General features: G+C 70.3%; 20 protein-coding genes. 11 read left to right on the forward strand and 9 right to left on the reverse strand.

Annotated elements, in window-relative coordinates:
- The first annotated feature begins 285 nt into the window (after positions 1–285).
- Complete coding sequence (locus OGH68_RS15345) at positions 286–852, forward strand: Uma2 family endonuclease (RefSeq protein WP_264244466.1); 567 nt, start codon at positions 286–288, stop codon at positions 850–852.
- 247 nt (positions 853–1,099) lie between these two features.
- Here the strand turns inward: OGH68_RS15345 and OGH68_RS15350 are convergent, their stop codons facing one another.
- Entirely contained in the window at positions 1,100–1,483 is a 384-nt protein-coding gene (locus OGH68_RS15350) for a winged helix-turn-helix transcriptional regulator (RefSeq protein WP_264244468.1), read from the reverse strand.
- A 24-nt stretch (positions 1,484–1,507) separates the two neighbouring features.
- Here OGH68_RS15350 and OGH68_RS15355 point away from each other — a divergent pair, with 24 nt between their 5' ends.
- Positions 1,508–1,930, forward strand: coding sequence for a YybH family protein (locus OGH68_RS15355; protein ID WP_264244470.1), 423 nt, complete (start codon positions 1,508–1,510; stop codon positions 1,928–1,930).
- A 20-nt stretch (positions 1,931–1,950) separates the two neighbouring features.
- Here OGH68_RS15355 and OGH68_RS15360 read toward each other — a convergent pair whose 3' ends face one another.
- The 4 genes from OGH68_RS15360 to OGH68_RS15375 all read right to left on the reverse strand — a co-directional run bounded on the left by OGH68_RS15360 (position 1,951) and on the right by OGH68_RS15375 (position 8,177).
- Positions 1,951–2,463, reverse strand: coding sequence for a hypothetical protein (locus tag OGH68_RS15360; RefSeq protein ID WP_264244472.1), 513 nt, complete (start codon positions 2,461–2,463; stop codon positions 1,951–1,953).
- Positions 2,464–2,571: 108 nt separating this feature from the next.
- Positions 2,572–3,486, reverse strand: coding sequence for an adhesin (locus OGH68_RS15365; RefSeq protein ID WP_264244475.1), 915 nt, complete (start codon positions 3,484–3,486; stop codon positions 2,572–2,574).
- Positions 3,487–3,595: 109 nt separating this feature from the next.
- On the reverse strand, positions 3,596–5,575 hold the full coding sequence (locus OGH68_RS15370) for an MFS transporter (protein WP_413470986.1): 1,980 nt from the start codon (positions 5,573–5,575) through the stop codon (positions 3,596–3,598).
- A 184-nt stretch (positions 5,576–5,759) separates the two neighbouring features.
- A complete protein-coding gene (locus tag OGH68_RS15375) occupies positions 5,760–8,177 on the reverse strand; it encodes a serine hydrolase (RefSeq protein ID WP_264244477.1) in 2,418 nt (805 codons plus the stop codon).
- Between the two features lie 221 nt (positions 8,178–8,398).
- Between OGH68_RS15375 and OGH68_RS15380 the strand changes: the two genes are divergently transcribed.
- The 3 genes from OGH68_RS15380 to OGH68_RS15390 all read left to right on the forward strand — a co-directional run bounded on the left by OGH68_RS15380 (position 8,399) and on the right by OGH68_RS15390 (position 10,904).
- The gene (locus tag OGH68_RS15380) at positions 8,399–9,133 is read left to right on the forward strand and encodes a GOLPH3/VPS74 family protein (RefSeq protein ID WP_264244479.1); all 735 of its coding nucleotides are present in this window, start codon (positions 8,399–8,401) and stop codon (positions 9,131–9,133) included.
- Positions 9,134–9,653: 520 nt separating this feature from the next.
- Positions 9,654–10,523 (forward strand): helix-turn-helix domain-containing protein, encoded by an 870-nt coding sequence (locus OGH68_RS15385; RefSeq protein WP_264244480.1) that lies wholly within the window; start codon positions 9,654–9,656, stop codon positions 10,521–10,523.
- 171 nt (positions 10,524–10,694) lie between these two features.
- A complete protein-coding gene (locus OGH68_RS15390; protein ID WP_264244482.1) occupies positions 10,695–10,904 on the forward strand; it encodes a DUF397 domain-containing protein in 210 nt (69 codons plus the stop codon).
- Between the two features lie 147 nt (positions 10,905–11,051).
- Here OGH68_RS15390 and OGH68_RS15395 read toward each other — a convergent pair whose 3' ends face one another.
- Positions 11,052–11,906 (reverse strand): hypothetical protein, encoded by an 855-nt coding sequence (locus OGH68_RS15395; protein ID WP_264244483.1) that lies wholly within the window; start codon positions 11,904–11,906, stop codon positions 11,052–11,054.
- 145 nt (positions 11,907–12,051) lie between these two features.
- On the opposite strand from OGH68_RS15395, the gene OGH68_RS15400 reads away from it, so the two are divergent.
- Positions 12,052–12,834 (forward strand): SDR family oxidoreductase, encoded by a 783-nt coding sequence (locus OGH68_RS15400; RefSeq protein ID WP_264244486.1) that lies wholly within the window; start codon positions 12,052–12,054, stop codon positions 12,832–12,834.
- 212 nt (positions 12,835–13,046) lie between these two features.
- The gene (locus OGH68_RS15405) at positions 13,047–14,600 is read left to right on the forward strand and encodes a sodium:solute symporter family protein (protein WP_264244487.1); all 1,554 of its coding nucleotides are present in this window, start codon (positions 13,047–13,049) and stop codon (positions 14,598–14,600) included.
- A gap of 97 nt (positions 14,601–14,697) precedes the next feature.
- On the opposite strand, the gene OGH68_RS15410 is transcribed toward OGH68_RS15405, so the two are convergent.
- The 3 genes from OGH68_RS15410 to OGH68_RS15420 all read right to left on the reverse strand — a co-directional run bounded on the left by OGH68_RS15410 (position 14,698) and on the right by OGH68_RS15420 (position 19,395).
- Positions 14,698–15,249 carry a dihydrofolate reductase family protein gene (locus tag OGH68_RS15410; RefSeq protein WP_264244489.1) on the reverse strand — a complete coding sequence of 184 codons (552 nt, stop codon included), beginning with the start codon at positions 15,247–15,249 and terminating at the stop codon, positions 14,698–14,700.
- A 156-nt stretch (positions 15,250–15,405) separates the two neighbouring features.
- Positions 15,406–16,533, reverse strand: coding sequence for an ADP-ribosylglycohydrolase family protein (locus OGH68_RS15415; RefSeq protein ID WP_264244491.1), 1,128 nt, complete (start codon positions 16,531–16,533; stop codon positions 15,406–15,408).
- 264 nt (positions 16,534–16,797) lie between these two features.
- A complete protein-coding gene (locus OGH68_RS15420) occupies positions 16,798–19,395 on the reverse strand; it encodes a bifunctional FO biosynthesis protein CofGH (RefSeq protein WP_264244494.1) in 2,598 nt (865 codons plus the stop codon).
- 386 nt (positions 19,396–19,781) lie between these two features.
- On the opposite strand from OGH68_RS15420, the gene OGH68_RS15425 reads away from it, so the two are divergent.
- The 4 genes from OGH68_RS15425 to OGH68_RS15440 all read left to right on the forward strand — a co-directional run bounded on the left by OGH68_RS15425 (position 19,782) and on the right by OGH68_RS15440 (position 26,211).
- Positions 19,782–20,033, forward strand: coding sequence for a hypothetical protein (locus OGH68_RS15425; protein WP_264244496.1), 252 nt, complete (start codon positions 19,782–19,784; stop codon positions 20,031–20,033).
- A gap of 354 nt (positions 20,034–20,387) precedes the next feature.
- A complete protein-coding gene (locus tag OGH68_RS15430; RefSeq protein ID WP_413470987.1) occupies positions 20,388–20,813 on the forward strand; it encodes an SseB family protein in 426 nt (141 codons plus the stop codon).
- Positions 20,810–21,457 carry a hypothetical protein gene (locus OGH68_RS15435; RefSeq protein ID WP_264244502.1) on the forward strand — a complete coding sequence of 216 codons (648 nt, stop codon included), beginning with the start codon at positions 20,810–20,812 and terminating at the stop codon, positions 21,455–21,457. The genes OGH68_RS15430 and OGH68_RS15435 overlap by 4 nt, the downstream gene beginning before the upstream one ends.
- Complete coding sequence (locus tag OGH68_RS15440) at positions 21,457–26,211, forward strand: putative T7SS-secreted protein (RefSeq protein WP_264244504.1); 4,755 nt, start codon at positions 21,457–21,459, stop codon at positions 26,209–26,211. Before OGH68_RS15435 ends, OGH68_RS15440 begins: the two co-directional genes overlap by 1 nt.
- The last annotated feature ends 239 nt before the right edge of the window (positions 26,212–26,450 follow it).

Below are 26,450 nucleotides of genomic sequence, written 5' to 3' on the forward strand. Positions count from 1 at the left end.
CGACATGCCCGCATGAGGAATCCGGCAGCATGCCCAGGTCCGCACCGGCCCGCTGGCACCAGGAGCCGCTCCAGCCCTCCCGGGGCTGCTGCATCCCCGCTCAGCCCCCCGCTGTCCGGCGAAGCACGAGTCCACAACGCCGGTTCCTCACTTGTCGTGGGCCCACTGGCCGGATGCCGGCCGACGGGGAGGGGCGTGAGCGGGATCAGCGTGCCGGGCGGACGGCAGACAGTACGCTGAATCCAGCGGGATCGGGCCCGCAGCACAGTGTCCGGGAGGTGCTTCATGACGGCCGAGATGGTGGCCCCGGCGTGGATGCATGAGCAGATCACGGCGGAGGAGTACGAGTCCTGGTCCGAGGAGCAGTGCGCCGGCATCGAGGTCGTGGACGGGATGGTCGTCGTGAGTCCGAGTCCATCCAAGCGGCACAACCGGCTGGCCCGGATTCTGGCGAACGCCCTGGATGCTTCCGCAGGCCCGGAGTGGAACGCCGACACGGACTTCGACGTCCGGCTTCAGGACGTCCCGCTCACCAATCGCCGCCCCGACGTCGTCGTGTACCGCGCAGACGCGATCGACATCACCCCGACCCGCCCTGAGCACGTGCTGCTGGTCGCGGAGGTGGTGTCGCCGGGCTCGGAGACCACCGATCGGATCGTGAAGGTCGACCAGTACGCCAAAGCGGGCATCGGCTTCTACTGGCGGATCGAGCAGGCCGCGACAGGCGTTCCTCTCGTGTACACCTACGTTCTCGACCCCGCGACGAAGACCTACCGGGACGGAGACGTGTTCACCGGCGTCCTCAAGGTAGCGGCCCCCTTCCCGGTGGAAATCGACCTCGGACAGATCTGACCACGCGCTGCTCAGCAGCCGGCAGCGCGTGAGCGATGCGTGAGCGGACGGTCCGGTACAGAACAGTACGAGCCGGATCAAGTGGCTTGTCGTGCCGTTCCGACCAGGGGAAACAGCACCGCGCGGCGGGGCCATCGACCGTCCGGACCGGGAGGCGGGCCAGGACACGGCCGCTGTGCCCCGGTCGCGCACGGCCTACTCGGCGGTGCGGTACCGCCGGTGCCTGACGGCAGCGCAGGGCGGGTCTTCAGTCCCGTTCTCGGGCAAGCCGCTCCCCCGTGCGGTACAGCTCGACGAGCAGCGGGCGCAGAGCGTGGCCCGCCGGCGTGAGTGTGTAGCGGGTGCGGGCCGGGAAGCCGGGGATGCGTTCCTGGGCGAGCAGGCCGCGTTCGCGGAGGGTGTGGAGCCGGTCGGCCAGCACCTTCGGGCTGATCGCGGGGAGCCGTTCCCGCAGGGTGCCGAAGGAGTGCGGCCCGTGCATCAGCTCGCGCAGGACCAATGTGGTCCAGCGGCCCGCGATCGCCGCCAACGCGATCTCCACCGGGCAGTCCGGCTGAGGCTGTGCGGTGCGCCCGGAAGGGGACGGCACCAACTCGGGGTCCCAGCAGTGGGTTTCCGTTTGGTGAGCCACGTCGTGACCGGCTTGGCTGCCGGCATGAGCATCGATGGGAACCCCGCGAGCGATCACCACCCCACTGTCACCCTGACCTCCGACGCCGTGCAACATCCTCTCGTCTTCGCTGCCGCGTTCAACTCGGGCAGTCCCGATGCCCTGGAACGCGTCTATGACCACGAAGCAGTGTTCGTGCCCCGCCCCGGCACAGGCGTCACGGGAGCGGAGCTCATGGCCGCCAATTCCGCGTTCCAGACGTTGGGACTGCCCATCACCGTCCGCCCCAGGCACACGTACGTCGCCGGCGACATCGCCCTGTTCATCGTCGACTGGTCGATCGAGGGCCACCGGCCGGACGGCGAGCACGTCCACCTGGAGGGAACCGCCACCGATGTGGCCCGCCGCGGACCGGACGGGCTGTGGCGGTACCTCATCGACAACCCGTTCGGCACGTCGGTGTCCTAGGCACCGCACTTGAGCCGGTGTCACCGGCAGTCGTCGCGGTCGGGGCGGCCGTTCCCGTTGCCGTTGTGGTCGTCGTCGTCCCACTCGTCGTCGCAGTGGTCGTCGCCGCGCCAGTCGTCGGGCGAAGTGGTGCTGGGACTCGGGGCCGGTGCCGACGGTGCCGGAGCGGTGGTTGCGGGCGAGGAGGAAGCAGAGGCCAAGGCCGGAGCCGAGGACGAGGAGCGCACGGGCGATGGCGTGGCGGGCTTCGTGGGGGACGGCGCCGGGCGGGTGGTGGGGCGGGACGCGGGGGTCGGGGGCGCGGTGCTCGGATCGGACGCCGTGTCCGTCGCGGTGATCAGGTTGGGACGGCCGCCGACCTCGAGGTCGGCTCCGGGCACGGCGGGCTCGCCCACGGCGTCGCCGCTGTCGCCGCCGACCAGCAGCGCCGCGCCCGTGAACAGCGCGCCCACCGCGAGGGCGGCACCTGCGATCAGCAGTGCTTTCGGGCGTGCCGCTGCCCGACGACGGCCCGTTCTTCGGGTGGCGGTCACCACGCACGTCTCGCACGCACCTGACGTGCGTCTGCATCCCTCGCAAACCATGACGGACACTATGCAGCAGGCCGGTTGCCACCGGGATGGCAGGTGGTCGTCCGTGGCTCAGGCCCGGCACTCCGCCCGCATCTGGGCCGCCGCGTGGTGCGCGTCGCCGCCCTCGTTCGAGCCTCTGTCGACGAGTTGGACGGTCAGCCGCTGGTCGTGGACGGGAACCTTCTCGACGACAAGGCCCCTGCCCCGCAGCCGCGTCTGGTCGATCTCGAAGACCTTGAGCGCGCTGTCCGGGTCGTCGGGGTCCGACAGGACGCGGTACGTCGTCGGCGCGCCCGCCACATCCCGGTCGCGGCCACTGTCCGGGACGAAGACGGCGACCGAGCAGGTGGGGTAGCCGCTGCCGACGTACCAGGACCAGGTGGCCGTGGAGCCGCGGTCCTCGGTACGGCTGCCGGACATCGGGACCGCCGTGAAGCTGCCGTCGCAGCCGTCGCCGAGGTGGCCGCCGGAGCCGACGGTGTACCAGCCGGCGGCGCCGTCGGTGAAGCGGCCGTTCTCGCGGTACAGACCGCCGCCCGCGCACCCCGGGCCCGCCCACGCCGAGTACGCGGGGCTCCGGGCGTCGTTGGGCGGCGGGTCGGTCTTCGTCGGCGGCTTGGGGGTGGCGCGGCCCGGGGAGGCGGCGGGGGTGCTGGGCGGGTCGGTCGGGTCGCTCGGAGTGATGCGCTGGGGCGCGCCGCCCAGGTCACCGATGTCGTCGGCCGCGCCGCGACCGTCCGGCCTGCGGTCGGAGGCCCCGGACGGATCGGGCCCGCAGGCCGAGACGGCCGACGCGAGCGCCGCCACCGCAACCAGCCCTGCCAGCAGAAGCGTTCCTCGGTGGGGCAGGAAGAGCCGCGCCGCCGGCCGGCACTCCGGGCAGGCTGTGGAGGGCTGTATGCCGGTGTCGCCACGCCGGCGGTCGTTGCCACGCCGGCGGTCGTTGCCGCGTCGGCTCGTGTCGCCGCATTGTTCGCACGCCATGGAATCGCACCTGCATCAGTGGACCGACCGATCAGTATGCCGAGCGGGTCCACTATGCACGAGCAGCACGGGACGAGACAGGTGTTAACCCCGGTAAGGGCAAAAGGATCTAGCGGAGCTCGTCAGGACACGGCGTCCCGCGCGGAAGCTGATACGGCGCGGCGAGCCGGTAGGTGCCCGGCTGCGGGGCGAGGAGCTCGGTCCATTCGTCCCCCTCTGCGTCCTCATCCGCCTTCAGCAGGCAGCCGTTGGGGTTGACGTACTCCTTCGGCCCGTCCTCCCGCGCCTGCGACTCCGGCGTCTCGTACGGTGCCTCGACGCCCTTGCCGTTCCCGTCGACGAGGCTGAGCCACGGTGAGTACGGGACACGGATCAGCACCCGGCCCGCTTTCTGCACCCGGATGGTCATCTCCCCGGCGCCCGCGTGGTCCACGGTCGCCGGCGGCTCCGCCATCTGCGTCGGGTCCTTCACCGCGAACAGCTGCCAGTTGGCGTCGCCCCAGACGCGGGTCAGGTAGGGCTGACCGGCCTGTACGAGCTCCGCCTCCTGCGCCGCGCCGCTGGAGTCGGGCGCGCCCGTCGGCAGCACCACGTAGTGGACGGCCCAGCGGTGCAGCCAGGCGTGGTAGCCGGCCGAGGTGAGGGGGTTCTCCTTGTCGTAGAAGATCGGGTTGCGCTTCATGTCGGCCTGGCGGTTCCAGCCGCGGGCCAGGTTGACGTACGGCGCGAGCGCCGACGCCTCGCGGTGGCTGCTCGCGGGGACGACCTCGACGCGGCCCCGCTCGGCGCCCACCTCCTGGAGCCGGTTGACCAGCGGCGCGAGTTCGCGGTTCCACGACGCCGTCGGGGCCGTACGGACGATGTCGTCCACGCCCTTGTAGCCGATCCAGACGTTCAGGCCGACGACCGCGAGCACGACGGCGTACCACTTGCGCGAGCGCGGCACCGTGTACGGCAGGGCGGCGAGCAGCACGACACCGGCGAAGAGCATGGGCAGCCGTGACACGTTCGACCCGATCTGCGAGTCGATCGCCCATGTCAGCAGCGTGCCCAACGCGTACACCGCCGCCCCGGTACGCACCGTGCGCCAGCCCTTCGGCACGAGGACGAAGACCAGAACCCCGTAGAGGAACGGGAGCGACGTCGACAGGATCGACATGGGCTGCGTGCCGGAGAACGGGAACAGCCATGCGGACAGGGCGACCACCAGCACCGGGGTGAGCCCGACCGCGTACGCGCCGGGGCGGCGGCCGTTCAGGAACAGCGCGGCGGCGACGACCCCGAGGAACAGGCCGGCCACGGGGCTGGCCGCGGTGGCGAGTCCGGCGAGCGGCGCGGCCACGGCCGCTTTCGCCCAGCGGTTGTGACGCCAGCCGTGCGGCCAGCAGAAGACGGCGCCGACCGCGCCGAGCGCGAACATCATGCCGAGGCCGAAGGTGACCCTGCCGGACAGCGCGTTGCACAGGAACGCGAAGACCCCCACGAGCGAGCAGGCCACGGGATTGCGCACGGCACGCAACCTGACCAGCATCAACGCTGTCAGGGCGGACGAGACCGTGCCCGCGAGCATCATGGTCGTCCGTACGCCGATGAGCGACATCACGTACGGCGAGACCACGCTGTACGAGACGGGGTGCATCCCGCCGTACCAGGCCAGGTTGTACGCCGAGTCTGGATGGCGTCCGGCGAACTCGGCCCAGGCGTCCTGGGCCGCGATGTCGCCGCCGCTGTTGGCGAAGAAGAAGAACCAGAGAAGGTGGACGAACGCGGCGACGGCCGTCGTGAGGGCGACGGGGTGGCGGGCGAGTCGGTCGCGGACGGCCACGAGCCGGGTGGGCGCGGCAGCCACGTCCGGCGACACGGCCGGTGGGACGGAGGCCGAGGCCGAGGTCGGCGTCGGCGTCGGCGTCGGCGTCGGCGTCGAGATGGAGGTCGAAGCCGAGGGCGAGGCCGTCGTCCGGCTGGTGGTGGGTGAGGCCGACAGCTGCCCGGGGAGCAGTATTCGCGGACCCGTGCCGACAGCGCCGCCGGTTCCGGTACCGGCGTCCGTGCTGCTGCCGTCCGCCCGTTTCGGCTCAGCGGTGGTCACTGCGGCTCTCCCCGTCCTGTTCCTGCCGTCGCCGTCGTCCCCCCGGCCCGGCCGCGCGCCTGCCTTGCCCCTGTTCCGTCCCTGTTTCGTTCCCGTTCCTGTTCAAGACGCGGTCCCGGCGCCCCGAGTTGCCCCGGGACGCTAGCACGCGGGCGTCCCGGCCTCCCGGGACGCCCGCGTCCGGTCAGCCGAGACGGGTGATCTTGGCCCCGATGCCCGGCTCGGCGAGGTCGCGCTGCAGGGCGACAGGGGCACTGACCTTGCCCACGCCCTCACCCACGGACACCTGGCCGACGACCGTGCCGGCCTTCGCCGAGTGCGGGACCGCGTTGCCGTTCGGGGCGATCTCGATCTTCACGTCCAGCCCGGACCAGCCGACGGCCTTCAGGTCCTTCGTGGCGACGACCGGGGTGCGGCCACCGAGGCCGTCGTCGACGTGGCCGACGACGTCGCCCTTCTTGACGACCGTCGCGGAAGTGACGGCCTGCTGGGCCGGCGGGATCAGGGCGATGCTGTAGTCGATCGCCTTCTCCAGCTTCTGCCAGAGCTGGGCAGCATCCTGAGCACCCATCACTATCCCGATGATGCGGCGGATCTCGCCGTCCACGAGGGCGTTGGCGGACCAGAGCAGGTTGCCGCCGGCCGGGGTGGACGAGCCGGTCTTGATGCCGCCGACGCCCTCCATCAGAAGGGCACGGTCGTTGTTGTTACGGATCTTTCCGTCGATGCCAGGGATCTCGACGAGCGTCATGTTGACGATCTCCCGGAACACGTCGTTCTCCATGACCGCCTTGCCCAGCTTGATCTGGTCCAGGGGCGTGGAGACCGTGCTCGACTTGAGACCGCTCGGGTCGGTGTAGGTGGTGTTCGTCATGCCGAGGTCCTTGGCGGCGTCGTTCATCTTCTTGACGAACGCCTCCTCCGACCCGGCGTCCCAGCGGGCCAGCAGACGGGCGGCGTTGTTCCCCGACGGGATCATCAGCAGCTGGAGCATCTGCTTCTCGGTGAACCGCTGCCCCTCCTTGATCGGAGCCGTCGACTCGCTCTTCGCCTTGGACTCCTCCTCGGCCTGCTTGTCAACGGTGATCTTGGGGCCGACCTGCTCGCCCTTGAGCGGGTGGTCCCTGAGAATCACGTACGCCGTCATCGTCTTCGCGACGCTCGCGATCGGGGCGGGCTTCTGGGCCCCGTACGTGCCGAGGCTGCCGACGCCGACGACCTCCGCCGCGCCCTGGCCCTCCGAGGGCCACGGCAGCTCGAGCTTGCCGCCCTCGAACGTGTACGTCTCACGGGCGGTGAGGTCGAGCGTGGGGTCGGGCAGCGGGCGTACGAGCTGCACGACAGCAAAGATGATCAGCAGGAGCAGGACCAGTGGCGTCCAGATCTTCACCCGCCGGACGGCCGTGCGGACCGGCGTCTCAGGGGGCGGCGGGGTGTTCGTCAGCTCGGCGAGCAGATCGAGCGGCGGCAGCGGGGGCATCGGCTGCTGCCGCGTCCGCTCGGCCTCGGCGAGGGACGCGGGTGCCTCCGCCGCGGCCGGGAGGGGCCTCGCGGTCGCGGCGGGGCCGGCCGATCCGGTCGGTGCGGCGGGCCGGGCCGGTGAGGGATGCACGTCGTCGCGGCGCAATGGCACGAAGGTGCTGGTGCGCTCGGCGTCGGCCTCCGGCTCGCGCCGCGGCTCCGGATCGGGCGCCGGCTTCGGCTCGGGCTGCGACGCCGTCTTGGGGAGCGAGGGCATCTTGAGCGCGGTGGTGGGCTGGTCCACGGGCGGCCGACGCAGTGCCTTGAACACCGTCGTCGGCTGATCGACACCGCCTTCGCTCTTTGCATCCGCACCGCTCGACGAGAAGGGAGCGGGGGCGAGGGCGGCGGCGGGGGTGCCGGCGTCAGTGGAAGCCTTCTGCGCGATGCGGTCCGAGGAGCCGGCCCCGTCGGCGGCGTCGGTCGCCGGGTGCCTCACGGGCGTGGGGGCGGCGTTCTCCGCCCCCTTTTCGGCGCCCGCCGGGGCGGGGCGGGAGGACGGCCCGTCGCCGTCCTTCGCGGGAGTGGCGGAGGACTGCTCCGCGTCGGCCTCGGCTGCCTTGGCTGCCTTGGCTGCCTTGGCTGCCTTGGCTGCCTTGGCTGCCTCGTCCGGCTCGCCCGCCGCGCGCGTGGCGGGCGCGGCATCGTCTGCGGCGTCGTCCACGGCATCGTTCTGGGCCGAGGCGTCGGCCGACGCGTCAGCCGGCCCGCCGGCGCCCCCGCGGGCCGGGCCCGCCGCTTCCGCCGCGTCCGTGTCCGTCTCGGCCGGGGCGTCGGCCTCCGCGCCGCCGGGCGGCGTGTCGTCGTCCGCCGTCGCCGCCCATGCGGCAACCGCCGCGCGCAGGCGCGCGTCATTGCCCGTAGGGGTGGCGCCGGCCGCCGGGGACGAGTCCTCGGGGGCGTCGTCCGTCATCGACGAGGACGCGGAGGGGGTGTCAAGGACAGGACCGGGCTCCTGCGCGGTCTGGCGGAGCACTGCGAGACGCGGGTCGCGCTCTTGCCGAGTCGTCTCCCCCGACGACCTCCGCTGCTCCGACTTGTCGGGGGACTCGCCCGCCACCGTGCCTCCTCCATGAGTCATGTGCCACGCGCCATGCGTATCTCTTCACGAACGCCGCGAACCGGCGGCACGCCGCCAGCCCATCGTGTCCGAACCATCTACCAGTGTCCTGTGTGAGCGCTTGGCTCCCGTGCTAGACGAGAACGACATACCTATCGGTTCCATGACAATGCACCCAGGCACTCTCGACAGACCAATGTGAGAGGGGTCACCCTGTCATTCATCCACGCGGGGAGGCATGGATGGGCAGGAGCCGCAGAACACTTCCGGAGGAGCTTCTGCTGCTCGCTCTGGACCCGGCAACGGGTACCACAGCGCAGCCGCAGTCGCTCGACCTCGGCCTGGCCGGGGCACAGCTAGTAGAGCTGGCTCTGGCAGGACGGATAGCCCCAGACGGGGATCGTATCGCCGTGGTGATGCCACGGCCGACAGGAGATCCGACCTTGGACTCCGCACTGGAGCTGCTGCGCAGACGCGGCAGTCCGGTCCGGGCCGTCCACTGGATCGGCGGGCCCCGCCTGGGGCTGCGCCAGATTTACCTCTCGCATCTGGAGCGGTGCGGCATGGTGCATGCCGTGGCGGGCCAGATGTGCGGAGTGCTGCCGACGACTCGCTACCAGGCGACGGAGACGGCGATCAGCCGGGACATCAGGGCCCGGCTGGACAGTGCGATCCGCACCGGTGTACCGCCGGACCCGCGGACCGCGGCGCTCGCCGCGCTGGCCCACGCGGTCGGACTCGGCAAGCACCTGTACCCGGGCAACGAAGGGCGTTCCTCGCGGTCCCGTCTGCGGGACCTCATCAGGCACGACCCGATGGGCGGTCTCGTCGCGCACGCGGTGATGGACGTCCAGAACGGTGTGGCCGCCCAGCCGCGCCGTAACCAGCCGGCGGCCCCGAGCGGCCGTCAGCCGGGGCCGGTACCGATGCAGCCGCGACGCGGCAGCGGCATGGCCGCACGCGTCGCCGCACACTGAGCGCGGTACCGACAGCAGCACAGACGAAGCACCGCACCACCGACCACCGCAACACTGCACGACTGCACGACTGCACGACGCACAGCCGACCACAGGTCCGCCGCACCTATCGTCCCCGGCGGCCGGCCCGGAAGCCGTAAGCGGAACGCGCGGGGCAGCCACACCGCTGCCTCGCGCGTTCGCATGTCAGGGCACAGCCCGCGCAGCCCCCGGCCGGGAGCCGTGCAGCCGGAAGCCGCACCTCCGCAGCCGCTCCGCCCTGCCCACTCCCGCCCGGTCGCCGAGACCGCAGCCGCGCAGCCCCGCTGCCGCGACCGCGACCACCGTCCGCCCGCCCGCCCGGGAGCCGGCAGCCGCCGCCCTGCCTCCTCCGGCCCGGCCGCCGACAACCGGGGGCCTGCCGCAGCTCGTAGCAGCCGTCGTTCGCGTGTGTGGCCATTTCGCAGCGCGACGACCACCATTGGTGGCAATCTGCTCAGCAGTAGATACGCACAGCTACCCAGCAGGAGGTGCAGTTTCCGTGGCGTCCAACGTCAATCCCACCGTCAGGAGACGCCGATTGGGGCAGGAGCTGCGCCGGCTCCGGGAGATGAAAGGCATGACGGCCGAGGAGGTGGCGGAGCGCCTGCTGGTCTCGCAGTCGAAGATCAGCCGCCTCGAGAACGGACGCCGCTCCATCAGCCAGCGCGATGTGCGCGACCTGTGCGGGGTGTACGAGGTCGAGGACCACCGGATCGTCGATTCGCTGATGCAGATGGCGAAGGACTCGCGCCAGCAGGGCTGGTGGCACGCCTTCGGCGACATCCCGTACAGCGTCTACATCGGTCTGGAGACCGATGCGGCCAGCCTGCGCGTGTACGAGCCGCAGGTGGTTCCCGGGCTGCTGCAGACGCGGCCGTACGCGGAGGCGCTGATCGCCGGCGCGCTGCCGGAGAGCGGGACGACCGACATCGAGAAGCGTGTCAGTGTCCGGCTGCGCCGCCAGGAGCGGATCAAGGACGCCGAGCAACCGCTGCGCCTGTGGGTGGTGATCGACGAGGCGGCCCTGCGCAGGCAGGTGGGCGACAAGCCGCTGATGCGTGAGCAGCTCGAGCATCTGGTGGAGCTGTCGCAGCAGCCCCATGTCACGGTGCAGGTGCTGCCGTTCGAGATGGGCGCACACCCGGGGATCAACGGGCAGTACGCGATCCTCGAGTTTCCCGACGCCTCCGATTCGAGCGTCGTCTACATCGAGGGCGTGACCAGCGACCTGTATCTGGAGAAGGCCAACGACGTGCAGAAGTACAGCGTCATGTACGAGCATCTGCGCGCCCAGGCGCTGAACGTGGAGCAGACCCGGCAGTTCATTGCCGAGATCGCCAAGGAGTACGCCCAGGGGGGCCCGGCCTGACGTAGGCGGCGGAACCGTACACCAGAGCCGCCGTGCGACGGAAGAGTCGCACGGAATATGCCATCCGGTCGAGTGAACGACCGACTCACGCCCGGCACTTGGCGAGTAGCGTCGATCACGCCAGCGAGAACGTTGGCTCGAATCACATCACTTGCCGGAAGCGGAGCGAACATGGCAATCCTTCAGGGCGCGACGGAGACCTGGACGAAGTCCTCGTACTCCACCGGAAACGGCGCGTGCGTCGAGGTCAGGTCCCCCATCGTCCAGGCGGTTTCCGTGCGGGACTCGAAAGTCCCCGCGGGGCCGACCATCACCTTCGTCCCCGACTCATGGAACGCGTTCGTGAACGAAGTGGGTGACGGCGCGTTCCACCTCGGCTGAGCGCGTCACTGCCCGCAGCGAGCGATCGACGATTACGGATCGACGCCACCGGACACCACGAAAGTACCGAGGGCCCTCTCGACTGGTTCGCCGTCCCGGCCGAGGGGGCTCGGCCATGCCCCCCAGGGGCCGGGGCCACCGCCCCGTTCACCGCAGCCGGTCGACGTACCGGTCGGTCCCGGGCACGGTCGGCACGAAAGGCGCCACCAGCTCCACCCGTCCCAGCCCCGACTCCCCGACGGCCGTGTCCAGCCCGGTGAAGGTGTCCTCCCAGCACTCCCTCGGGTCCTGCTCCAGGAACCACAGCAGCGTCAGCCGGGTGTCCACGCCCTCGACCTGCTTCACATACGTCATCCGGTCGCCCGGCAGCGGTGTCGGGCGGAAGACGGTCACCATCGCCGCGCACGAGCCCGCCAGCCTCCCCGGCAGGTGTTTCGCGCGCAGCCACTCCAGGAGCCGGTCCCGCTGCGCGGGCCCGTCGGCGTCGATGACCTGCACCACCAGGCCGGCGTAGGGGTGGTCCAGCGCGTGGTGGTCGCGCGGGCCGGCCGCGCCGTCGCGGTAGACGGTGGCCTCGTGGTCCTGGAAGGCCGTGAAGACATGGGTCCGCTGCTGGTGTACGCGTCCGTCGCGGCCCAGACGCTTGTTGATGGCGACCGTCCACCTCATGTGGTCGTCGTAGCGGCCCTCGGTGATCCAGTAAACCGAGAGGTAGCACCCGGCGGTCACCGGCTGCGCCACCGCCGACGTCTCCGGGTAGCGCAGCAGTTGGAGGTCCCTGGTGGCCACCCAGCGGCGTCCCGCGCAGATCCAGGGCATCGCCATCGCGCCCGCGTAGTAGTGGTCGTCCTCGTACCAGCGGTTGTACGCGTACTCATGGCCCGGATGCGGCTCCACCATCGTGATCAGGGCGTGGCCGGGACGCACCCCGTACGGGCCGACGGCCGCCAGCTCCGCGTACACCTCACTGCGCGTGTCCTGGCCACCGGTGTCCTCGCTCACAGCGCTCCCCTTCCCCGGCACGTCTTACGCCCCCCCGCGACGCCTTGCCTCCCGCGACGCCTTGCCTCCCGCGACTTCCCTCCTGCGCCGCCCGGACCTACTCTGACGCTCCGTCAGACAATCCGCCAGCCTGGGGAGGCGCCGGATGCTGCTCCAGGGCAGGACCGTCATCGTGTCCGGCGTCGGCGCCGGGCTCGGCCACCAGGTCGCGGCAACGGTCGTCGGGAACGGCGGCAACGCCGTCCTCGGCGCGCGTACGGAGGCGAGTCTGGCCGCGTCCGCCCGCGAGAGCGACCCCGGCGGCACCCGTACCGCGTACCGGGTCACCGACATCACCGACGAGACGCAGTGCGAGGCTCTGGCTGCACTCGCACTGGAGCGCTTCGGACGTATCGACGCCGTGGTGCACGTCGCCGCGTGGGACAGCTGCTTCGGCGGCCTCCAGGACGCGGACTTCGCGACCTGGCAGGGCGTTCTGGACGTCAACCTGCTCGGCACACTGCGGATGACGCGCGCCTGCCTGCCGGGGCTCAAAAAGCGCGGCGGTGCAGTGGTGTTCATCGGCACCCAGTCGGCGGTGGCCGCGCCCTCGCAGGTGCGGCACGCGGCCTACGCCGCGTCCAAGGGGGCGCTCACCTCCGCGATGTACTCCCTGGCGCGAGAACTCGGCCCCGACCGGATCCGGGTGAACACGGTGCTGCCGGGCTGGATGTGGGGGCCGCCGGTACGGGCGTACGTCCGGTCCGCCGCCCGCGCCGAAGGGGTGCCGGAGGCCGAGGTGCTCGGGCGGCTCACGGGGCGGGTGGCGCTGCCCGACCTGGCCACGGACCGGGACGTCGCCGAGGCGGCCGTGTTCCTGGCCTCCGACCGCGCCCGCTCGATCACGGGCCAGTCGCTGCTCGTCAACGCGGGCGAACTGATGAGGTGACAGACGCTCTCGACGCGGCGGGGCCGCACCGGCACACTTCCGGTGCGGCCTCCTTTTCACCCTTCTATCGGTCAAGGATGTGAATCCAAGTCATCAAGAAGAACGATTTTACTCGGCCTTGACCTGTAGATCCGTTGTTCTGACGCCCCGCCGGGTCCGACCATGAACCGCGTTCATAAGACGGACCGGACCCCGGACCCCCTGGAGGGGACATGAACAGTCTCGACTGGGCCGTGCTCATCGGCTACTTCGGTGTGATGGTCGCGATCGGAGTCTGGTCCCACAAGCGGGTGGACGACGTCAGCGACTTCTTCACCGCCGGCGGCAAGATGCCGTGGTGGCTGTCCGGCATCTCGCACCACATGTCGGGCTACAGCGCGGTGATGTTCACCGGCTACGCGGCCATCGCCTACACCTATGGCGTCACGTCGTACGTCACCTGGTCCTTCCCCATCGCCATCGGCATCGCGATCGGCGCCAAGCTGTTCGCGCCCCGGCTCAACCGGGTGCGGTCGCGGCTGCACGTCGCCTCGCCGCTCGAATACCTCAAGAACCGCTACGACCTGCCCACCCAGCAGGCGCTCGCCTGGTCGGGCGTCCTGCTGAAGATCGTCGACGTCGGCGCCAAATGGGCTGCCATCGCCACCCTCCTCTCCGTCTTCACCGGTGTCTCCCTCAACATGGGCATCCTGATCACCGGCGCCGTCACCGCCGTCTACTGCACCGTCGGCGGGCTGTGGGCCGACGCCCTCACCGAACTGGGCCAGTTCGTCATCCAGTTCGTCGCCGGTATCGCCATGCTCGTCGCCGTCATGGCCGAACTGGGCGGCTTCAGCAGCCTGTGGACCGTGTGGGACGAGCCCGAACTCGCGGGCCACGCGAAGCCGCTCGCCGGCCCGTACATGATGGTGTTCCTGATCGCGTACCTCTTCATCAAGACCTTCGAGTACAACGGCGGCATGTGGAACCAGGCCCAGCGCTACATGGCCACCGACTCCGCAAGGTCCGCACAGCGCTCCGGCGTCCTGTCCGCCGTGCTGTGGCTGGTCTGGCCGGCCGTGCTCTTCTTCCCCATGTGGGTCGCCCCGCTGCTCATCGAGACCGACAAGCCCGCCGACAGCTACGCGCTGATGGCGGAACAGCTGCTGCCGCACGGCCTGCTGGGCCTGGTCATCGTCGGCTTCTTCTCCCACACGATGGCCATGTGCTCCTCCGACGCCAACGCCATCGCAGCGGTCGTCACCCGCGACATCATGCCCGCGCTGTCACGCAAGGCCCGCGAATGGGACACCCGCCTCGGGCTGCTCGCCGCCCGCTGGACCACGCTCCTCTTCCTCGGCCTGTCGATGGCCATCGCGACCCAGGTCAATTCGCCGTTCTTCGGCGACATCATCACCGTCGTCATCAAGTGGGTGGCGGGCCTCATGGGTCCGATCGCGATCCCGCTGATGCTGGGCCTGCTGCCGTGGTTCCGCAAGAGCGGGCCGACCGCGGCGCTGCTCAGCTGGGGCGTCGGACTGGTCACCTTCTGGCTGGTCAACTACCCGATCAGCTGGCAGGTCGAGGGCGGTGTGCCGCTCCAGTACCAGGTGTCCGTGCCGCTCGTGGTGTCGCTCGTCCTCTACGTCGTCGTCGGCTGGATCAAGCCGGAGGACACACCGGAGCGGGACGAGGTCCTGGCGAAGATCAACGACGACGACAGCGGCGACACCGGAGCGGTGGCCCTGGTCCCCGCCCCGCCCGAGCGGGAGGCCACGGCCAGCTGACGCGCCCGGGGTGCGGGTGACCGTCCCGTCGGGGCGGTCTCCGGCACCGCGGCGATCCACGACGGTCTCGCCGCAGCGACGCCGTCGGACGACCTCGTCAGACGACTTCGTAGGTCAGGTGGGTCGCCGTCGACGTCGGGAGCACAGTCCGCTGCACCAGCGTGCGCGGCGCTCCGCCGGTGAACAGCGGCGTCCCGGCGCCCAGCACGACGGGCGCGAGGTGCAGCGACAGCGCGTCGACCAGCCCGGCGACGACCGCCGAGCCGACGGTGGCGCCGCCGCCCATGAGGACGGCGTCGGACAGACCGGTGGTGACGAACGTCCAGTCGAGGTCGGTGAGCCTCACCGACTCCGGCGGCGAACTCGTCACGACGACGAACGGGGGCTTCCCGACCTCGTCGGCGCCGTAGCCGATCTCGTCGTTCCAGCCGTTCGGACCGTCGACCACGTCGAAGAGCCGGCGCCCGAGGACGACGGCGCCCGAACGGGCGGTCGCCTCGCGCAGGACCCGGCGGTCGTCCGGGTCGCCGGAGAACACCCAGGTGTGCAGGGCCTCGCCTCCGGTGCCCAGACCGTTGTCCGGGCCGGGGTCGGGCCCGGTGACGAAGCCGTCGAGGGAGACCGAGATGTCCGCGATGATTCGAGTCATACCAGGGCAGACCGGGTCCGCCGCCAGAACTCATCGCTCAAACGAAGCGGGTTCGAGACGCAGGCGAAGGCCTCGGCGAAAGCGGCCGGCCTCCGCACTGCGATGCGATGCGGCTGCGCGGTCATCGCCCGGCGACGCACACGCGAGAGACCGGGACTAGGTCAGTTCGGCCGCGCCCCGCGGGTACCGCTGCAACCAGCCCGGGGCCGTCGCCGTCGGACTGTGCAGCGCCGGGCCCTGGGTCATCTCCATCGCGAAGTCGTCCGCGATCTCCAGCAGCGTCGGACGCCCCTCCAGCTCGCACAGCCACGCCGGCGGCAGCGCGGTCTCCCCGTGCAGCGCCCCCAGCAGCGCGCCGCAGACCGCGCCGGTCACCTCGGAGGGGCCGTCGTGGTTGACGGCGAGCCGCAGCCCGTGCCGGACGTCCTCGCCGACGAGGGCGCAGTAGACGGCGATCGCGAGGCCGTTCTCCGCGAGGTGCGCCTCACCGAGGGAGGCGACCCGGGCCGGGCTCGGAATGCCTTGCCGTACGGCTCCGAGCGCCTCCTTGAGCGCGTCCGTGACCGGCTGGTGCCCCGGCCGGGACGCCAGCTCCGCCAACGCCCGCTGCACCGAGCCGTCCAGCGTCTCGCCACGGGCCAGCCCGTGCACGACGACGGCGAACGCGCCGGCCGACAGGTACCCGGTCGGATGCCCGTGCGTCTGCGCCGCGCACTCGACGGCGAGCTGGCACACCAGCTGCGGCTCCCAGCCCACCAGCAGACCGAACGGCGCCGACCGCACCAGCGCCCCCGCGTCCCGCGCGGTCGGGTTCTTGGGGGCCTGCAAGGTGCCCATGCTCTCGTCAGCGAGACCGGTGACGGTGTCGCGGGACGGGTTGCGCCGACTGTAGAGCCACTCCTCGTGGGCGAGCCAGCCGTTGTCCTTGCGGCGCTCGTCGGGACCCCAGTCGCGCTGGGTCGCGGCCCACCGCAGATACGCGCGGTGCACATCGGTCGGCGGGTGCCAGGCGCCCGTGTCACGCCGCACCTGCGCCCGTATCAGCCCGTCGACGGTGAAGAGCGTGAGCTGCGTGGCGGCCGTGACCGCGCCCCGGCGGCCGTTGACGGGGGTGAGGTCGGTCAGGCCCTCCGGCCCGTGGACGGCGCGGATCTCGTCGAGGGTGAGTCCGCCGACACCGGCGCCCAGCGCGTCGCCGACGGCGCCTCCGAGCAGCGCTCCGCGCACCCTCGCGCGGAAGTCCTGCTGCTCGGCACGGCCCCACACTGCTGTGGCTGCGCTCACCGCTCTCCTCCCCCACGTCGTCCGGACGAACCCTGCCCGGCCCAGCACTGTAATCGAACGGTAAAGGGCGTCTCGGGGCGCACGGAAGGACCCCCGTGGGGATCGCACGGGTATGTCGCGTGACGCCGACAGGCGCCGCTTACCGCCTGATTCGTCCGCGAACGGCCAGGAGCGCGCGGGCGGGCGGGCCGGGTTCGTTCCCGACGTGATCCCGGCCCGGCCGCCCGTGGTGCAGGAGCCGGGCGGCGAGGCGGGGCGGGGCGTTCACTCCGGCAGCAGCGGCAGCAGCTCCGGGAGGTGCCCGTCGGACGCGCGCGCCGTGTCCTGCCGCTCGGCCGGGACCTCGCCGTACAGGGTCGTACGCGGCTTCGCCGGACGGCCGGCGGCCTCCGCGATGGCGGTGAGGTCGCGGACGGAGCGGTACGAGCCGTAGCCGGAGCCGGCCATCCGGGAGATGGTCTCCTCCATCAGGGTGCCGCCGAGGTCGTTGGCCCCGGAGCGGAGCATCTCCGCCGCGCCCTTGGTGCCGAGCTTCACCCAGCTGGTCTGGATGTTGGTGATGTGCGGGTGGAGGAGGAGGCGGGCCATCGCGGTGACCGCCCTGTTGTCGCGGGTGGTCGGGCCCGGCCGGGCGATGCCGGCCAGATACACGGGCGCGTTGGTGTGGATGAAGGGCAGCGTCACGAACTCGGTGAAGCCGCCGGTCTCCTGCTGGATCCCGGCGAGCGTACGGAAATGGCCGAGCCAGTGCCGGGGCTGGTCCACATGGCCGTACATCATCGTGGACGAGGACCGGATGCCCAGTTCGTGCGCGGTCCTCACCACCTCGATCCACGTGGCGGTGGGCAGCTTGCCCTTGGTGAGCACCCAGCGGACCTCGTCGTCGAGGATCTCCGCGGCCGTGCCCGGGATCGAGTCGAGGCCCGCCTCCTTCGCCGCCGTCAGCCACTCGCGGATCGACATCCCGGTACGCGAGGCGCCGTTGACGACCTCCATGGGCGAGAAGGCGTGCACATGCATGCCCGGCACGCGTTCCTTGACGGCGCGCGCGATGTCGAAGTACGCGGTGCCGGGCAGGTCGGGGTGGATGCCGCCCTGCATGCACACCTCGACGGCGCCGACGTCCCACGCCTGCTCGGCCCGGTCCGCGACCTGGCCGAGCGAGAGCGAATAGGCGTCGGCGTCGCTGCGCCGCTGGGCGAAGGCGCAGAAACGGCAGCCGGTGTAGCAGACGTTGGTGAAGTTGATGTTCCGCGTGACGATGTAGGTGACGTCGTCGCCGACGACGTCACGTCGCAGCTCGTCGGCGATGCGGGTCAGCGCGTCGAGGGCGGGGCCGTCGGCGTGCAGGAGTGCGAGGGCCTCGTCGTCCGTGAGCCGGGTGGGATCGTCGGCGGCGGTGCCGAGGGCAGCCTTCAGGTCCGTGTCGATGCGCTGCGGCACCATGCCGGGCGCGGCGGCCTCGCGGAGCGCGTCCCAGTCGCCGTAGACGTGGTCGAAGTCGTCACGGCGGTCGTGGGTGCGGCCGTCGGTGTCGATGGTCCGGTGCAGGTCCGTGCGGCCGGTGGCGGTGAAGCCCTCGTCGGGCTCCTGCCACGGCAGGCCGGCCGGGAACGCGTCCGTCTTCGCGAGACCGGTCTCCGCGTCGGCCAGTGCCCGTACGTGCGGCAGCACCCGCGGGTCGAGCCACGGCTCGCCGCGCCGCACGAACTCCGGGTACACGCAGAGACGTTCGCGCAGCTCGAACCCCTCGGCGGCGGACCGCGCCGCGAGCTCGTCGATCTGCGGCCAGGGCCGTTCGGGGTTGACGTGGTCGGGGGTCAGCGGGGACACGCCGCCCCAGTCGTCGATCCCGGCGCGGATGAGCCGTCCGTACTCGGCGTCCACCAGGTTCGGCGGGGCCTGGAGACAGGCGGAGGGCCCCATGATGTGCCGGGCCACGGCCACGGTGGCGACGAGTTCGTCGAGCTCGGCGTCCGGCATGCCCCGCATGACCGTGTCCGGCTTGGCACGGAAGTTCTGCAGGATCAGCTCCTGGATCGCGTGGTACGCGCGGGAGACGCGGCGCAGCGCGAACAGCGACTCGGCCCGCTCCTCGTACGTCTCGCCGATCCCGATGAGCAGCCCGCTCGTGAACGGCACCGAGCTGCGTCCCGCGTCCTCCAGCACCCGCAGCCGCACAGCCGGCTCCTTGTCGGGCGAGCCGTGGTGCGGGCCGCCCGGCTCGGACCACAGCCGGGTCGCGGTCGTCTCCAGCATCATGCCCATGGACGGCGCGACGGGCTTCAGCCGCTGGAAGTCGGTCCAGGACAGCACCCCGGGGTTGAGGTGGGGCAGCAGCCCGGTCTCCTCCAGGATCCGGATCGACATGGCCCGTACGTACGCGATCGTGTCGTCGTACCCGTGCGAGTCGAGCCATTCGCGGGCCTCGGGCCAGCGGTCCTCGGGCTTGTCCCCGAGCGTGATCAGCGCTTCCTTGCAGCCGGCCGCCGCTCCGCGCCGGGCGATCTCCAGCACCTCGTCCGGCGACATGAACGCCCCGTGGCCCGCGCGCCGGAGCTTGCCGGGGACGGTCGCGAAGGTGCAGTAGTGGCACTTGTCCCGGCACAGGCGGGTGAGCGGGACGAACACGCTCTTCGAGTACGTGATGACCCCGGCGCGCCCGGCGGCCTCCAGCCCCGCGTCCCGCACGCGCGCGGCGGACGCCGCCAGGTCCTCCAGGTCGGCCCCCCGCGCCTGCAACAGCACGGCGGCCTCGGCCACATCGAGCGCGACCCCGTCCCTGGCCCGCTTCAGCGCGCGGCGCATCGCATTCTCTGTGGGCCGTACTGAAGAACTTGGTCCGCCCTGGTGATCGGTCATGCGTCGAGCATACGAGCGGCCGCCGACGCCCCGGCCGGGACCGTACGGAGTCGGCCGGGTACCGGCGTCGCGTCCAGGCCGTTCCGGCCGTTCACCCTAACCAGCGTATTCACGCCCCGGCCCGTGGCGAAAGCCGCAGGTGAGGAAACCATCTGGCTGGCCCGTCCGACCCGGGGGGCCACCACTGTGTTTCTCTCCGCCGAAAGGTTCACAGCATGCCGCTCACCGCCCGCAAGGCTCTCTAGACCACGGTCGTTCCTGTCGCCGCTCTCGCCCTCACGCTCGGCGCGTCCTCCACCGCCCTGGCCGCGGCCGTCTCGTCGCCCGCGACGGCTTCGGCCGGGCAGCAGGCCGTCACACCGCTCGAGGCGGCCATCACGGCCGACGTGGAGGCCGTTCTCGAGGCGCGCCTCGACGTGGACGTCACGGTCGCCGCCGACGCGCGGGTCGACCTGCGGGGCATCGCCATCCGGCTGGCCGTTGCCTCCGACGCTGACGTGGAGGCCGACGCCGAAGTGGAGGCCGTCGTCGAGGCCGAGATCAAGGCCACGCTCAAGGCCCGCGCCGGCCTCGACGTGGACCTCGACGTCGACGTCAGCATCAAGGGGGACATCAGGGCGGCGGTCGTCGTCCTCTGACGCCTCCGCGCTCCTGACGTCCATTCGCCTCCGTGAGAGCCCCTTGCTCCTCCACGGAGGCGGAGGCTGAAACCGGCGGCCCGAGTGCCGCTTCGGCTGCGCCCAGACGGGCGCGAAGCGGAAGCACTCGGGCCGCTCGGCGTCGCAGCCACCGCTTCGTACTCGTCCGGGCTCGTCGCTTGCCGGTGACGGGTACGTCACACTCCCCGCTTTGCCCGATTTTCTCGTTGCTGGTGCCAAACCCGACGTGACAGCTTCTGTTGCATGCGTGGCAACGGGGATGACACATCGAGGCCTGACCGCCTCTCCAGGCTTTCGGAGTTGGCCGACTGGCCTGCTCCGGGAGTGCCGGAGGTGCCGCTCGAGGAGCAGCAGCCTGTGGACGACACGGCGAATGACACGGCACCGGTCCACGATGAAGTGTCCGCCGGACGACGTTGGTTTGCCCGGTTGCTGGGTGAGTTCCGGCGTGCGGCGGTGCTGGTGCCGTTCGATGGGCAGGGGAGTTTGTGGACGGCGGATTTCAACGGGGTGCGGTGGATCTGTGCGTTCTCCGACGAGGAGGCGCTGTCGCGGTTCGCTCGTGCTCGGGGGGATGCGGGGCGTGAGTGGGAGTACCGGACGGTGTTGGGTGCCCGGCTGTTGGATGTGATGGTGCCGATGCTGCCGGGTCCGGCGGGTGTTGCGTTGGATGCGGGCGGTGAGGAGGGCATGTTGTTCCCGCCGGTGGCGGGGGTCGTGCCGGATGCGGTGGCGGTGGATCTCGGGGGGACGCGGTGAGTGGGGAGAACGCTGATCTGGTGGCGCCGCCGTCGGTGCTGGAGGAGATCGCGGCGGGTATCGAACTGGCGCACACCGAGCTGAAGGATCTCGGGATGATCGGGGAGGCGTCGGTCGGGCGTGGGTTCTCGGATCTGGCCTTGTCGGGGCTGGAGTTGGGGCACGGTGGTTTGACGTCGCAGTTCGAGACGTTCTGCGAGCGGTGGGAGTGGGGGGTTCGGGCCCTGACGCTGAAGGGCAATCTGGTGGCTCAGGCGCTGGGGTTGTCGGTCGGCTCATTCGCCGAGCAGGAGCAGTACGTCAAGGACGCGATCAAAATCGGCGTGAATTCCGTCAACGGCAATCCGCATCTGTCGGAGAACGAGGTCAAGCAGATGCGCTGGGACACCATCCGTGACCAGCACATGTGGGACAACCCGGACTGGAGCCCCGAGTCGATGGCCGAGGCGCATGCCGAGGTCGAGCAGACCTGGCGGGACACGACGTACGACGTCGAGGACGCGCTGCTCGATTCGATGGAGCGTTCCGGTGCGCTGGATCCGACGATGCGTGAGGCCATCGACGGGGAGATGAAGGACATGCTCGATCCGTCCCAGGAGACGGTGGACCTGGCCGAGCAGCCGCGGTGGGGGGAGAGGGGCTGATGGCGGACTTCGGGATCATCGGCGATCTGGCGGGCAAGGCCACCGACAGGGTCGTCGACACGGTCGACGCCGGGATCGACAAGGGCAAGGAAGCCCTCGGTGAGGGTGTCGACTGGGGCACGGACAAGATCGGCGCCGGGCTGGAGAAGGTCGGGGCGGACGACTGGGCCGACTCGGTCGAGGACTGGGGTGACGAGACCGCGTCCTCAATGGGCGCGGAGGTGGGTGAGCAGCAGCTCGGTCAGAGTGAGGAGGCCGATGAGCTGATCCACGGCCGGCCGGAGAAGATAGCCGAGTCGGTGAAGAACCTGCGGGACTTCCAGAAGGCGTTCGACCTCGTCGGCGGAGGACTGAAGAAGCTTGACGCCGGTCACTGGAAGGGTGAGGCCGCCAACGCGTTCCGGGAGAAGTTCCAGCCTCTGCCCACGGACTGGTTGCGGGCGGCCGATGCCTGCGAGGACGCCGCGAAGGCGCTGGAGACCTACTCGAAGGCGGTCACCGGCGCGCAGGGCAAGGCCCGGGAGGCGATCGCCCTCTACAAGGAGGGCGAGGCCGACTCCAAGACGGCGGTCGACGCGTACAACAAGAAGGTCGACGCCTACAACGCCGCCCGCAACGGGGACAGTCCGCTCCCGCACCCCGGTCAGTTCTCCGACCCGGGCAAGGCCAAGCGCGCCCGAGCCCGGGAGATCCTCGCCGATGCGCGCAAGGCTCGGAACGAGGCGGGGGAAACCGCGAAGAGTGCGGTCACGGCGGCCATGGCGCATGCCCCGCAGGAGCCCACCGGGCGGGAGAAGCTCAAACTCGAGTTCCTGGATCACCAACTGGCTCAGAGTGTGGAGGTCATGCACCTGGCCGGCGGCGTGGTCAAGGGCGCAGCGGGCATCGTGAACTTCGTCCGCTCCATCGCCCCGATCGACCCGTACAACCTGACCCACCCGGCCGAGTACTACAAGGGCGTCAACATGACGCTCGCCGGCATCGCCTCCACCCTCGCCAACCCCGACCGCGCCCTGAAGAACGCCTGGGACGCCGCCAAGGGCGACCCGTCCGAATTCATCGGCCGCCTCATCCCCGAACTCCTCGGAACCAAAGGCGCCGGAGCCTTGAAGACGGTGGCTCGTGCCGGGATGAAGGACGCGGCCAGCACGGGCGCGAGAACTGCTGCTCGCGAAGGCGTGGATGACGCGGCCGCCGCCTCTCGACCGCCGGAAGCGGTCCACAGCAACGGTACCGATCCGATCGATCTCGCCACCGGCGTCATGTATCTCCCGCAGACGGACATCGTTCTGCCGGGCACCCTGCCGCTGGTTTTCCGGCGCCGTGTCGCCTCGGACTACCGGGCCGGCCGGTGGTTCGGACCGTCCTGGTCGTCCACGGCCGACCAGCGCCTGGAGATCGACTCGGAGGGCGTCGTCTTCGTCTGCGAGGACGGACTCCTCCTTGCCTACCCCCACCCGGCCCCCGGCGTTCCGGTCATGCCCAGTCACGGGCCGCGCTGGCCACTGGACCGCGACCCGGACGGCGACTACACGGTCACCGACCCGGGCACCGGCCGTACCTGGCGCTTCGCCACCCTCCAGGACGACCAGGCGCTCCTCACTCAGATCGACGACCGCAACGGCAACTGGATCACCTTCGAGTACGACGAGACCGGCGCACCGATCTCGATCGTCCACGGTGGCGGCTACCACCTGAAGCTCACCACCGCGGACGGGCGGGTCACGGCCCTGCACCTGGCCGGGGCCACAGCCGACGGCTCGGACCAGGTGCTCCTGCGCTACGGCTACACGGACGGCCACCTCACCGACGTCGTCAACTCCTCGGGTCTGCCACTCAAGTTCGCCTACGACGACCGCGCCCGCGTCACCTCGTGGACAGACACCAACGGCAGCCGCTACGACTACGCCTACGACGACCAGGACCGTTGCGTCGCCGAGTCCGGCGCCGCAGGCCACATGAGCCTGCGCCTCGACTACGACGGGATCGACCCCGAGACGGGCCTGCGCACCACGACCACCACGACCGCGGCCGGTGCCGTGAGCCGGTTCGTCATCAACGACACCCACCAGGTCGTCAAGGAGATCGACGCGCTCGGCGCCGTCACCCGCTACGAGCGCGACCGTTACAACCGTCTCCTGTCCCTGACAGACCCGCTCGGCCGCACGACACGCTTCACATACGACGCCTTGGGGAACCCCACCACCGTCGCCCGCCCCGACGGCCGTGAGGCAACCGCCGAGTACAACGCCTTCGGGCTGACCGTGCGCCTGACCAACCACGACCGTACGACGGTCCGCCAGGACTACGACGAGCGCGGCAACCGCACCACCGTGACCGCCCCGAACGGGGCCGTCACCCGCTACACCTACAACGAAGCCGGCCACCTCACCTCTGTCACCGATGCCCTCGGCAACGCCACACACATCCGCACCAACCCGGCCGGTCTCCCGGCCGAGATCACCAATCCGCTCGGCGCGACAACCCGCGTCGAGCGCGACGCGTTCGGCCGCCCCATCGCTCTCACCGACCCACTCGGCGCGACAACCCGCCTCCAGTGGACACCCGAAGGCAGACTCGCCCGCCGTACCGAGGCCGACGGCACCCAGCAGTCCTGGACGTACGACGGCGAAGGCAACTGTGTCGCCCACACCGACGCCCTCGGCCAGGTGTCCCGCTTCGAGTACACACACTTTGACCTGCTCTGCGCCCGCACCGGCCCCGACGGCGTGCGCTACGAGTTCACCCACGACCACGAGCTGCGCCTCACCCAGGTCCTCAACCCCCAAGGCCTGACCTGGAACTACGCGTACGACGCGGCCGGCCACCTCATATCCGAGACCGACTTCGACAACCGCACCCTCACCTACGACCGGGACGCCGCGGGTCGCCTCGTCGCACGCACCGACGCCCTGGGCCAGACGATCCGCTACGAGCGTGACGAGCTCGACCGCCTCGTACGCAAGGACGCCGCCGGGAAGGTCACCACCTTCGCCTACGACTTCACGGGCCAGCTCGCCGAAGCGGTCAACGACGACGCGACGGTCACCTGGCTGCGCGACCGCCACGGCCGCCTCGTCTCCGAGACGGTCGACGGCCGCACCATGTCGTACACCTACGACGTCCTCGGCCGCCGCACGGGACGCACCACCCCGACCGGCGCGGTCAGCACCTGGACCTACGACGCAGCCGGCCGCCGCACCTCCCTGACCACCTCCGGCCGCACCATCACCTTCGAACACGACGCCGCAGGCCAGGAGACCGCCCGCCACATCGGCGACACCGTCTCCTTCACCAACCAGTACGACCCGCTCGGCCGCCTCACCAGCCAGCACGTCACCGGACCCGCAGGCCGCAGCATCCAGCGCCGCGACTACACCTACCGCGCCGACGACAACCTCGTCGCGCTCACGGACCAGCTCTCCGGCACCCGGACGTTCGACCTCGACCCCGTCGGCCGCGTCACCGCCGTCCACGCGGTGGCCTGGACCGAGCGCTACGCCTACGACGCCGCAGGCAACCAGACCGAGGCCTCCTGGCCCGCGAGCCACCCCGGCCAGGAAGCGGTCGGCACCCGCGAATACACCGGCACCACCATCACCCGCGCCGGCACCATCCGCTACGAACACGACGCCCTCGGCCGCATCACCCTCCGCCAGAAGACCCGCCTGTCGCGCAAGCCGGACACCTGGCGCTACGAGTGGGACGCCGAAGACCGCATGCGCTCCGTCACCACACCGGATGGGACGGTCTGGCGCTACGCATACGACGCCCTCGGCCGCCGCACGGCGAAGCAGCGCCTTGCCGACGACGGCGCAACGGTCCTCGAACAGACCACCTTCACCTGGGACGGCATCACCCTCTGCGAGGAAACGGCGGAGAACAAGGCCATGCCTCACAGGGTGGCATTGACCTGGGAGCATGCAGGGCTGCGTCCATTGACGCAGACTGAACGCATTCTTGCGTCGGATGTCCTAGATACTTTCGACGAACGCTTCTTCTCCATCACCACGGACCTTATCGGTACGCCCTGCGAGCTCCTGGATGAGGCCGGGGACCTCGCCTGGCGAACGCGAGCAACAATTTGGGGACCCACTGCGTGGGAAAAGACCGGCACCACATACAGCCCTCTTCGCTTCCCTGGCCAGTACTTCGACCCAGAAACTTCCCTCCATTACAATCACTTCCGACACTATGACCCTCACACAGCCCGCTACGTAACCCCGGACCCGCTGGGGCTTACCCCCGGCCCCAACCCTGAATGTTACGTATCAAAACCGACCATAGAAGCAGATCCACTCGGCCTGTCACCATGCACGCCAGGAACTAAAACAAGGAGTCCCGACGGAACGGCGCCAAGCTTCATAAGCGACGCACAAGGAGAAATGCAGGACCTTCGTAGGATGGGACGACCTGACAATCAATTCGTTTACAGCGGTCACGGTGGAATCCACGCAGGAGACAGCACCCCACTCAGGGTCCCAGAAGGCACCTCGGTCGCGATGTACTCACGCCACGGCGAGACAATTTCTGACTCCTTGGGGAATAGGATCGAAACCGGGAAGGGAGCCAATCCCGTCGAGGTCTACGGCCCCGGGGAACTACTTCCCGACTACACACTCTACCCCGGCAACGATCTAAACATCCAAGGAGTGCCTCGCAATCTGACGGTCGACAATCCATACTACCTTTCGCAACTAATAGGACCCAATATGGGGCTAGTACACTGGGCAGCTTGCAGATCGGTAATCTAGGAAACGAATAGAATGACATACTACGCGGACCTGACTCTTTACTCATACCTCCAGGATTCGATCGATCAATCCTCTCGTATCCTCAATGTCGGTTGGCTTGAGCGGGAATATGACTACCCAAGCGGGGCGACATCAGGTGAGTTTCGAGAGAAGTTGCTCGAGATCATCTGCGATCACTCCACAGCCAGAACACGCGGTTGGCATGCATGCTCCCTGCCGCACCCCGGAGGTGACCTCCA

The sequence above is a fragment of the Streptomyces peucetius genome (genome assembly GCF_025854275.1).
Lineage (GTDB): Bacteria > Actinomycetota > Actinomycetes > Streptomycetales > Streptomycetaceae > Streptomyces > Streptomyces peucetius_A.

Bases quoted from the DNA above. Each gene is read 5' to 3' on its own strand.
- OGH68_RS15345 (WP_264244466.1), top strand. From the start codon at position 286: ATGACGGCCGAGATGGTGGCCCCGGCGTGGATGCATGAGCAGATCACG.
- OGH68_RS15355 (WP_264244470.1), top strand. From the start codon at position 1,508: ATGAGCATCGATGGGAACCCCGCGAGCGATCACCACCCCACTGTCACC.
- OGH68_RS15365 (WP_264244475.1), bottom strand. From the start codon at position 3,486: ATGGCGTGCGAACAATGCGGCGACACGAGCCGACGCGGCAACGACCGC.
- OGH68_RS15375 (WP_264244477.1), bottom strand. From the start codon at position 8,177: ATGACTCATGGAGGAGGCACGGTGGCGGGCGAGTCCCCCGACAAGTCG.
- OGH68_RS15380 (WP_264244479.1), top strand. From the start codon at position 8,399: ATGGGCAGGAGCCGCAGAACACTTCCGGAGGAGCTTCTGCTGCTCGCT.
- OGH68_RS15390 (WP_264244482.1), top strand. From the start codon at position 10,695: ATGGCAATCCTTCAGGGCGCGACGGAGACCTGGACGAAGTCCTCGTAC.
- OGH68_RS15400 (WP_264244486.1), top strand. From the start codon at position 12,052: ATGCTGCTCCAGGGCAGGACCGTCATCGTGTCCGGCGTCGGCGCCGGG.
- OGH68_RS15405 (WP_264244487.1), top strand. From the start codon at position 13,047: ATGAACAGTCTCGACTGGGCCGTGCTCATCGGCTACTTCGGTGTGATG.
- OGH68_RS15410 (WP_264244489.1), bottom strand. From the start codon at position 15,249: ATGACTCGAATCATCGCGGACATCTCGGTCTCCCTCGACGGCTTCGTC.
- OGH68_RS15420 (WP_264244494.1), bottom strand. From the start codon at position 19,395: ATGACCGATCACCAGGGCGGACCAAGTTCTTCAGTACGGCCCACAGAG.
- OGH68_RS15440 (WP_264244504.1), top strand. From the start codon at position 21,457: ATGGCGGACTTCGGGATCATCGGCGATCTGGCGGGCAAGGCCACCGAC.